We start from the raw sequence: 8,591 nt of genomic DNA, 5'->3' as shown, positions 1-8,591 counted from the left end.
TGATTCTGGCTAGCTCGTTTGGCATGTGGTCGTTAAAGTCTGGAAATTTGACACTTTTTATGAGTAGCGGCAGAGTTAGTCCCTGAACTACGAGCGTTAGCAAGATAACTACAAAGGTGATAAATAAGATGAGATCTCTATGCGGAAATGGCTCGCTACCAGCCATAGCGGGGATAGAGAGCGCCGCAGCCAGCGAGACTACGCCCCTCATACCTGCCCAACCGACGATAAACGGCGTAGCTTTGCCAGGGTTGCGATCGTCCGCCACGCTGATAAAGCGCTTCATAAACATCGTGATATAAACGGCTCCATAAGATGCCATGAGACGAATGACGATGAGTACGGCAGTTACCAAAACGCCGTAAGATAGCGCCTCGAGCGGCGATACGCCACTATGCTTTAGTCCGTCTAAAATTTGAGGTAGATCAAGGCCGATCATGGTAAAGGCAAGGCCGTTTAGCAAGAATATAAAGTTGTTCCAAACGGGCACGGCGTGGATCCTTGCTGAAGCGGTGAAAATTTCGTTTCGTTTTGTCGAGAGGTAAAGTCCGCCGCAAACCACCGCCAAAACGCCGCTCGCGCCAAGCTCCTCAGCTAAAATATACATGATATAAGGCGTCGTGATCGTCATGATCGTATCGCTGTTCTCATCGGTTGGCAAGATCCTATGCAAAAAGTAGGCCGCTAGCGCCACCACAAGACCAGCCAAAACACCGCCAGCCACCATCCAGACAAAGCTCGCGGCCGCCTTATACCATATAAACTGCCCAGTCGTCACGGCCACTGCGGCAAAGCGAAAGATGATGAGCGATGATGCGTCGTTTAAAAGGCTCTCGCCCTCTAAAATAGCGCTGATCCTGCGCGGTGCTTTGACAAATTTAAGGATCGCAGCCGTACTCACCGCATCTGGTGGCGAGACGATGGCGCCAAGCATGAAGCCAAGGGCGAGCGAGAAGCCGGGGATCACTAAATTTGCTATCACGGCAACAGCTGCTGCGCTGATAAAAACGACGATAAATGCGAAACTGCCGATCGTTCGGCGCCATTTGTAGAGCTCTTTTATCGAGTTTGCCCATGCGGCCTCGTAAAGAAGCGGCGGTAAAAAGATGATGAAAATAAGCTCGGGGTCGATCCTGATGGTGGGTAAATTTGGCACAAAACTAATGGCAAGACCGCCCAAAACTAAAAGCACCGGATAGGCTACTTTTAGGCTGTTTGAGATCATCACTAAAGCGATAATGATAGCTAGCAAAGCCAAAAATAGTAGTAAATGTTCAATCATTTTTGTCCTTTAAATTTCTTTTTTGTTGATGCCTAGGCTATCTTTTATGCCAAAGCTATCGATCAGGCATCTTTTGACCAAATTTGCGATAGATTTTCTTGAAATTTGGTCATTTTCGTTTTTAAATTTCTCCCTTTTTTGCCCAGCTCGTAACCTTGCAGTCTATCTCGTTGGCACAACTAAACCACTGCGGACGTATCAGCGTGTAGTCAAGAGCTTAGTTTTCTATAATCTTGGCTGAGTCTATGTAGGAGCTTAGAGCGCGCCTATAACGTAGCCATCAAGGCTTCCGCTAGCGCCTAAGAGTAAAATTTTCATACCTATCCTCAACACTAAGTAAAATTTAATAGATTTAAAAAATGGCGGGGAGCGATTCTAACTCTCGGTGAGTTGCCCCGCACACGCATTTCAGGCGTGCTCCTTAAACCGCTCGGACATCTACCTAGGTTTGGGGCGAAATTATATCTTGACTTGCTTAATGTTAGCTTTTATAGCTTTAGTCCCAAGATAACGGCATATTTGTACTCATTATCCATCGGGCAATGCTAGGCGGCTCGCCCCATTTTTCAAAGCCAAATTTCAAAAACAGCTCAAGACTTGCTCTGCTTTGGCAAAAAAATTGCCGAGCATTGGGACAAAAAGGTGCCCAGTTTCAACGATGGCTTGTTAAAACTAGCTACGCAAATGAATTTATAATCAAGGTTGATTTTAGTAAGTTACAAATACAAACCGAGGCAAGAGTTTATGTACTGGGCATTCGTGCGGGTGGATAAAACGGATAAGCTTTAGCTTAGTTGCCTTATTTTATGAATGAAGCAGGATAAATTTTGAAGCTCAATTTAGCTAGAAAAGAAGCGTAAATTTAGCCTGCCAAAAATTTTATCGATAAAATTGCAAGAGCCGGTAAGTATTCATTTTTAAAAATTTAATGCAAAATCGGGATCGCTTGTCCGCTAAAAAAGAAGCAAGTCAAAAAATCTCGCTTCATTAAATTTAAAACGCTACGGAGTAAAAAAGCAAAATTTGAGTTAAAATAACCGAGAAAGGCGGTAAAAATGCAAAAAGACAAAATCCCCGCGGACATCAGCCAAATTCCGCAAGAAATTTTAAAAAGCTACGATAGATTTCGCTTTTGTAGATATCTGTTTTTCGGGGCACTTTTGACCTTCCTGATTTATATCGTCGTGTTTCTTACGTTTGTAAATGATGCGCCCATAATGTCGTTTTTATGCATGCTCGCGCTATCTGCGATAAATATACTCGTCTGCCTAAACAGGCTGAAGTATAAAAAATATGCCCTGCTTTTATTTAGTGATGCAGATAAGGCCTTTATGCTTATATGGATACATGTGGCTGCGATATTTTACGTCCTTTATGCTTTAATCGGATTTTATTTACAGATAAAATATCACATAGACTGGGATACGCGTCAGATTATACCCGCTATTTTTATTGCTATTTTGGTGGCGATAATAACATATAACGCAAATCCGGAATTTGACGCCGATGAGACCGTGTATCTACCGGCACCAAAATCGCAAACAAAAATTAGCGGAGCCATCGCTGATAAAATTTCCGGCGAGCAAAATTTTAACAAAACAAACGGCGAGGCGCAAGGTGCCCAAGATGAAGCCGCTGAATTTGAGCAAAAATTTAATGACGCGAGCCTTGAAACAGAATCTATCCAAAGCAAAGAGGAAGCGCTGGAGTACGGCAAAGCTCTAGCACGAATTGCAAAAAATTTAAAGCAAAAATATCAACTTCACCGTTTGATCAGATTTACTTTCGCGAGTTTTGCGACAACGGTCTTTTTGATTTTATTTTTACCAAATTCGTACGAATTACACTGGGCGTTTATAGTTAGCGCCGTTTGCACGATTATATTTTTCTTTTCAAAGCGCAGATACAGCAAACTTTTCGTAGAAAATCCCGAAAAAAGCAATACGATTTTCGCGATAGAAAATTTTGCGATTGTGACATTGGTTTTGTATTATCCCATTATGACTATAGCGTTATAGCTTGCTGGCGGCGGTAATGAATCTAGCGATATAGAGCTATTTTTGGCTTATTTTATCTTCTAGCAGTGACGCCTGTGTCCGTTATTACTACCCTTGTTTGCCTAGCACGCAACTTAAGCGTTTATAAAGAGATAAAAGAGTGAAATCAGTAAAATTTAAACGAATTTTTAAATAACTTTATCGCGCGAATATACTTCATCAGCTCCTTGTCGGAGTATCCTTTTGCTGTGGAATGACAGCTTAAATTTAGAATTTAAATCAATCCAAAGCAGCACTTTACACCTTTAAATTTGCAAGTCAGCTATTATAAATATATCTATTATCTGTACCCATTAAAATGCTTCAAATTGGCCGAGTGTAGAAGCAAGAATAAAGAAGCATGGATATTTTAGGCATAGCAAATGCGTTTAAATTTGATCTTAAACGCTCAAGGCTACTGCGTTAGCTTGCATTTCAGCGCCTCTTGTAAAAGCGCATTGGCTACTACTCTCTCCTTTTTTACGAAGATAAAATTTTCGCCGTATTCGCTCTGTAGCTCACTTTGCGGATCGGCGCCCGTATGCATCACTATGATATTTGCTTTTAAATTAAAGCCGTTTAGCATCTTAGCGACGATATCGAGCTTTTGCTGATTTGCGATCGTTAGGATGATGACCGACGCATCGCGCGCATGTAGCTCGTCGATCGCAGTTTTTTGCATTATATTTACAAAGTATATATTCTCTCCGCGCGATTTGCCCAGATCCACGAGCTCTAAATCACTCTCGGCGACTACGTATAGCAGCCCCTGATCTTTAAGGCGTAGCACAACTTCTTGCCCTATCCTGCCATAGCCTGCTACAATGATGTGATTTTTCATTGGAGGGATTTGAGTTTTATGTTCCTCATCCTCGAGCTTTTCAACCTTGGACTCGAAGCGGTTGGCGATTTTGTTTAAATTCTTAAGAATAAACGGCGTTAAAATCATCGTCGCGGTTACGACTGTAATTAAAATTTGTCCGTTTTCCTTACTTAGCATATCGCGGCTCATCAACAGCGAAAAGATCGCAAGCGCAAACTCACCTATCTGGCATAGCGACAGCGCCGCTTTTAGTGCTATCCTTTTACCGGTCGAGAGAAATAAGATCGCGTAAATCACAACCGTTTTAAGCGCCATTATAACGATAATAGCGAGCAGGATCAGCCCATAGTGCGAGACGATGACTTCAAAATTTATCTGCATGCCAATCGTGATGAAAAAAAGCCCCAGCAGTATGTCTCGAAACGGCGTCAGATCGGCTTCTATCTCGTGTTTATACTCGGTCTCTGCGATGAGCATGCCTGCGATGAACGCGCCCAGCGTGTATGAAAAGCCAAAAACATGCGCCAAAAAGCTAGCCCCCACAACGGTAAAAAGGATGGTCGCGATGAAAATTTCTTTAGAATTTGTCCTTACGACGTAGTAGAGGAAGCGGTTAAAAGCAAATTTGCCGAGCACGAAAAGGATCACTACCACTATGGCGGCGCTTACGGCGGTTTTTAAGATTAGATAGTTCACGGGGGTATTGTCAGTCGAGCCGAATATGTCAATCATAAGCAAGATAGGGATGACGGCGAGGTCTTGAAATAGCAGGATGCCAAGCACCTTGCGCCCGTAGTTTTGGTTGATTTCGCCTGTTTCGTTGAGCGTTTTTAGCACGATCGCCGTAGAGCTAAGCGCGAGCGCAAGCCCGATAATCATCACGGTTTTTATGTTTCCGCCGAAAGCTTGATCGATGATGAGCGCTAGAATAATACCGGTGCCAAGCACTTGGAGTATGCCATTAAAAAATACGTCCTTTTTCATACTCATCAGGTGATGGAAGCTAAACTCAAGCCCGATAGTAAACATCAAAAAGACAATGCCAAATTCCGCCAGCTCAGACATATGGGCGTTTTCGACACTGCTTAAGCTATAGATCTGCGAAAAGCACACGCCCGCGACGATATAGCCGATGATGGTGGGAATTTCAAAAATTTTAAAGACGATATTTAGCACTATCGCAAGCGCGGTGATCGCAAGAAATAGCTCTATAACAAGCTCCATTAACTCCCTTTTTTGTAAGATTATGCATAAAATTTAGCGCTAAATTTATTGTCAAGTTTTACATTATGCGACCATTTACCGGAGGCGATAATCGATGAAATTCTATCTTTTCATATAAATTTACGGGTAAATTTTATAATGTGATTCTACTAAAATCCCGCTTAAAAATAGAGAAATTATGTCGTACTTTACCGCTAAATTTAGAGGTTCGCGGCAAAATTTTAAAATCTAACGCGGCTTGGAATTTTAAATTTTAAAGCTAAATTATATAAGATGGCTTTTAAATTTAATCGCAAGAAAATTCGCCCGAGTTTATTTGGTGCGACTTTAAATTTGACGCGAAATTTAACGCGCCCGCAAATCCTCTCTGAAAATCAAAATTTATCGCTTGAATCTACGCTTGCGAGGCGATCTTGCTTTTTGATAGCATTAAAATTTCAGCTTATAGCACCGGGATTCGTTTTTTGCTGAGCTTTAAAATCTTTATCTTGCAGACCTTAGTCTGTCTCTCCGCCAAGCTCTAAAATTCTAGCCCGTAGCTCCTCGATCTCGCGCTCATACTCAGCGATCCTTTCTTGCAAGTGAAAGATCACGTCCACGCCCGCAAGATTGACGCCAAGCTCCTTTGTAAGGTTTAAAATCATGCGTATGCGGTCCATATCGTGCGCCGAATATAGTCGCATATTGCCCTCGGTGCGACCCGGGCTCACGAGCCCTTCGCGCTCGTATTGACGTATTGTTTGGGGATGAATATCCAAGACCTTCGAGACTATCGATATGAGATAAACCGGCTCATCGTAATCATGCATTTTGATGCCTCCTTATAGCTTTTGCAGCGCGGCTTTGACGTCCTCGCCCAGCGAATCGACATCGGGCAAAACGACATTTACCACCGCGTATAGATCACCTAAAATTTTACTTTTGCGGTTTTGCACGCCATAGCCTTTTAAGCGGTATTTCTGCCCGTTTTTGGTATTTTTTGCGATCTTTATCGTTGCGCTTTTGCTTGGCGTCGAAATTTCTACCTTTCCGCCAAACATCGCCGTTTTCAAAGGCACGTCAATCTTTTTGAAAAGATCGTCGCCTTCGCGCGTATACTCGGCGCTTGGCGCGATTTTTATCTCTAAAATTAGATCGCCGCTTTGTGCGCCCGATCTTTGCCCTTTGCCCCTGATACGCAGCTTTTCGCCCGCGTTGATGCCTGCGGGTACTTTAAATTTCACTGTCTCGCCGCTTACGCGCACGCTCATCTCACCGCCTTGTATCGCGGTTTCAAAAGGAATTTCAATCGAGCTGTGCGTATCTAGGCTCTGCGCGCCGCCAAAGCCGCCACCGAAACTACTGCCGCTAAAGCCACTAAAACCTTCGCCGCCACCGCCGAAAGAGCTGAAACTAAATCCGCCGCGCGAGCCTGAGCTTTTCGCGCCAAAGGAGCCGCCGAAAATGCTGTTTAGGATGTCGTTTAGATCACCCATGTTTGCCGAGCCCTGCGCGAAATCGTGGAAATTCTGTCCGCCGAACATCTCGTCGCCGTGGCGGTCATACTGCGCCCGCTTTTTCTCGTCGCTTAAAATTTCATACGCAGCGTTGATCTCTTTAAATTTATCCTCAGCTCCTGGTTCTTTATTGATATCCGGGTGATACTTGCGAGCTAGCCTGCGGTAAGCTTTTTTAATCTCCTCGGCGCTTGCTGATTTATCCACGCCTAAGGTTTCGTATAAACTGCTTGTACTTGCCATTTTAATCCTTAAAATCTTAAAATTTATGTAGATTATATCATAAAACTTTAGTGAGTGTCAATCAAGTTTGCTAAATTCTATTTATAAATTTTAATTTTGCGTTAGGAATATATTAGCGGACAAAATTTATAATTCCGCCAAAATTTCATTATCACAAAGGAAGCAAAAATGAAAAAATCGATCATCATATCGATAGCTTTAGCAGGTGCGCTTTTTGGCGCCAGTATCGACATTAAAGAAGCTCCAAGCAATTATGAGCGCGTAAATCCGGGCTTTAATCAAGATGTCGTGCTTTCGTATCACAGCTCCGTTGCGGACGTGAAAAAATCCGTCGTAAATATCGCGACTAAAACCAAGATCAAAGCAGGCAACAGCCCGATGTCACAGATGTTTGACGATCCGTTTTTTAAGCAATTTTTCGACTTTGACATTCCGCAACAACAAGAGCGTGAGGGAAGCTCACTAGGCTCTGGTGTCATCATCTCCGAAGACGGCTATATTGTCACAAATAATCACGTAATAGAAAATGCCGACGAAATCGTAGTTACACTACTAGAAGGCGATAAAGAGTATAAAGCCAAGGTAATCGGCACCGACCCTAAAACCGACCTTGCAATCATTAAAATCGACGAAAAAAACCTCTCTGCGGTTAAATTTGCCGACTCGTCCAAGGCTATGGAGGGCGACATTGTATTTGCTATCGGAAATCCTTTCGGCGTGGGCGGCACCATCACTCAAGGCATAATCTCGGCGCTAAATAAAAACAATATCGGGTTAAATCAATATGAAAATTTCATCCAAACCGACGCTTCGATTAACCCGGGCAACTCAGGCGGTGCGTTAGTAGATAGCCGCGGTGCGCTTTTGGGAATAAATTCCGCTATTTTAAGTCGCGGCGGCGGAAATAACGGCGTAGGCTTTGCGATCCCTTCAAATATGGTAAAAGAGATCGCTGAAAAGCTCATCACAAATGGCAAGATCGAGCGTGGCTTTATAGGCGTTACGATTTCGGATATGTCTAAAGATCAAAAAGAGCTCTATGAAAGCAAAGAGGGCGCGCTGATCTCAAGCGTCGAAAAAGACATGCCAGCCGATAAAGCAGGTATCAAGCGCGGCGATTTGATCACTAAAATAAACGGCAAATCTATCAAAAACGCCAACGAGCTAAAAAATTTAATCGGCTCAATGGCTCCAGGAAGCTCAGTGGATGTAGAATTTGAGCGCGACGGCAAAAGCAAGAGCACGACTATCAAGCTAGACGCGATGAAATCCGACTCCACCACCTTAGGCTCAGCCGGCGAGGACTCAAAAAGCGCAATAGAGGGGCTAAAGCTAAGGACGTTAAATGACAGCTTGCGCCGCAAATATAACCTCGACGACGATGTCTCGGGCGCCCTCGTCTTAAGCGTCAAAGATGGCTCAAAAGCCGATGATTACGGCTTTGAGGTAGGCGATGTAATCATCCAAGTCGGTCAAAACGATGTCAA

At 43.5% G+C, this 8,591-nt stretch carries 6 protein-coding genes; 2 read left to right on the top strand and 4 right to left on the bottom strand.

What is annotated here, in order from left to right; genetic code table 11:
- On the bottom strand, positions 1-1,282 hold a 1,282-nt coding region (locus tag Q0372_RS07010; protein WP_298104237.1), incomplete at its 3' end, for a Na+/H+ antiporter.
- A gap of 1,055 nt (positions 1,283-2,337) precedes the next feature.
- On the opposite strand from Q0372_RS07010, the gene Q0372_RS07005 reads away from it, so the two are divergent.
- On the top strand, positions 2,338-3,300 hold the full coding sequence (locus tag Q0372_RS07005) for a hypothetical protein (protein WP_298104234.1): 963 nt from the start codon (positions 2,338-2,340) through the stop codon (positions 3,298-3,300).
- A 433-nt stretch (positions 3,301-3,733) separates the two neighbouring features.
- Here Q0372_RS07005 and Q0372_RS07000 read toward each other — a convergent pair whose 3' ends face one another.
- From Q0372_RS07000 to Q0372_RS06990, 3 genes are all read right to left on the bottom strand, one after another.
- The gene (locus Q0372_RS07000) at positions 3,734-5,365 is read right to left on the bottom strand and encodes a cation:proton antiporter (RefSeq protein ID WP_298104229.1); all 1,632 of its coding nucleotides are present in this window, start codon (positions 5,363-5,365) and stop codon (positions 3,734-3,736) included.
- Between the two features lie 497 nt (positions 5,366-5,862).
- Entirely contained in the window at positions 5,863-6,174 is a 312-nt protein-coding gene (locus Q0372_RS06995) for a helix-turn-helix transcriptional regulator (protein ID WP_297903112.1), read from the bottom strand.
- A gap of 12 nt (positions 6,175-6,186) precedes the next feature.
- Positions 6,187-7,104, bottom strand: a complete 918-nt coding sequence (locus tag Q0372_RS06990) for a DnaJ C-terminal domain-containing protein (RefSeq protein WP_298104226.1) — start codon at positions 7,102-7,104, stop codon at positions 6,187-6,189.
- Between the two features lie 168 nt (positions 7,105-7,272).
- On the opposite strand from Q0372_RS06990, the gene Q0372_RS06985 reads away from it, so the two are divergent.
- On the top strand, positions 7,273-8,591 hold a 1,319-nt coding region (locus tag Q0372_RS06985; RefSeq protein ID WP_298104223.1), incomplete at its 3' end, for a Do family serine endopeptidase.

Source organism: uncultured Campylobacter sp., from assembly GCF_937997405.1.
Lineage (GTDB): Bacteria > Campylobacterota > Campylobacteria > Campylobacterales > Campylobacteraceae > Campylobacter_B.
Note: the sequence above shows the minus strand (reverse complement) of the source record. Positions and strands in the feature narration are given on the sequence as shown.

What these genes read in the sequence shown, in the direction of transcription:
- Q0372_RS06995 (WP_297903112.1), bottom strand. Translation starts at nt 6,174, where the DNA reads ATGCATGATTACGATGAGCCGGTTTATCTCATATCGATAGTCTCGAAG.
- Q0372_RS07005 (WP_298104234.1), top strand. Translation starts at nt 2,338, where the DNA reads ATGCAAAAAGACAAAATCCCCGCGGACATCAGCCAAATTCCGCAAGAA.
- Q0372_RS06990 (WP_298104226.1), bottom strand. Translation starts at nt 7,104, where the DNA reads ATGGCAAGTACAAGCAGTTTATACGAAACCTTAGGCGTGGATAAATCA.
- Q0372_RS07000 (WP_298104229.1), bottom strand. Translation starts at nt 5,365, where the DNA reads ATGGAGCTTGTTATAGAGCTATTTCTTGCGATCACCGCGCTTGCGATA.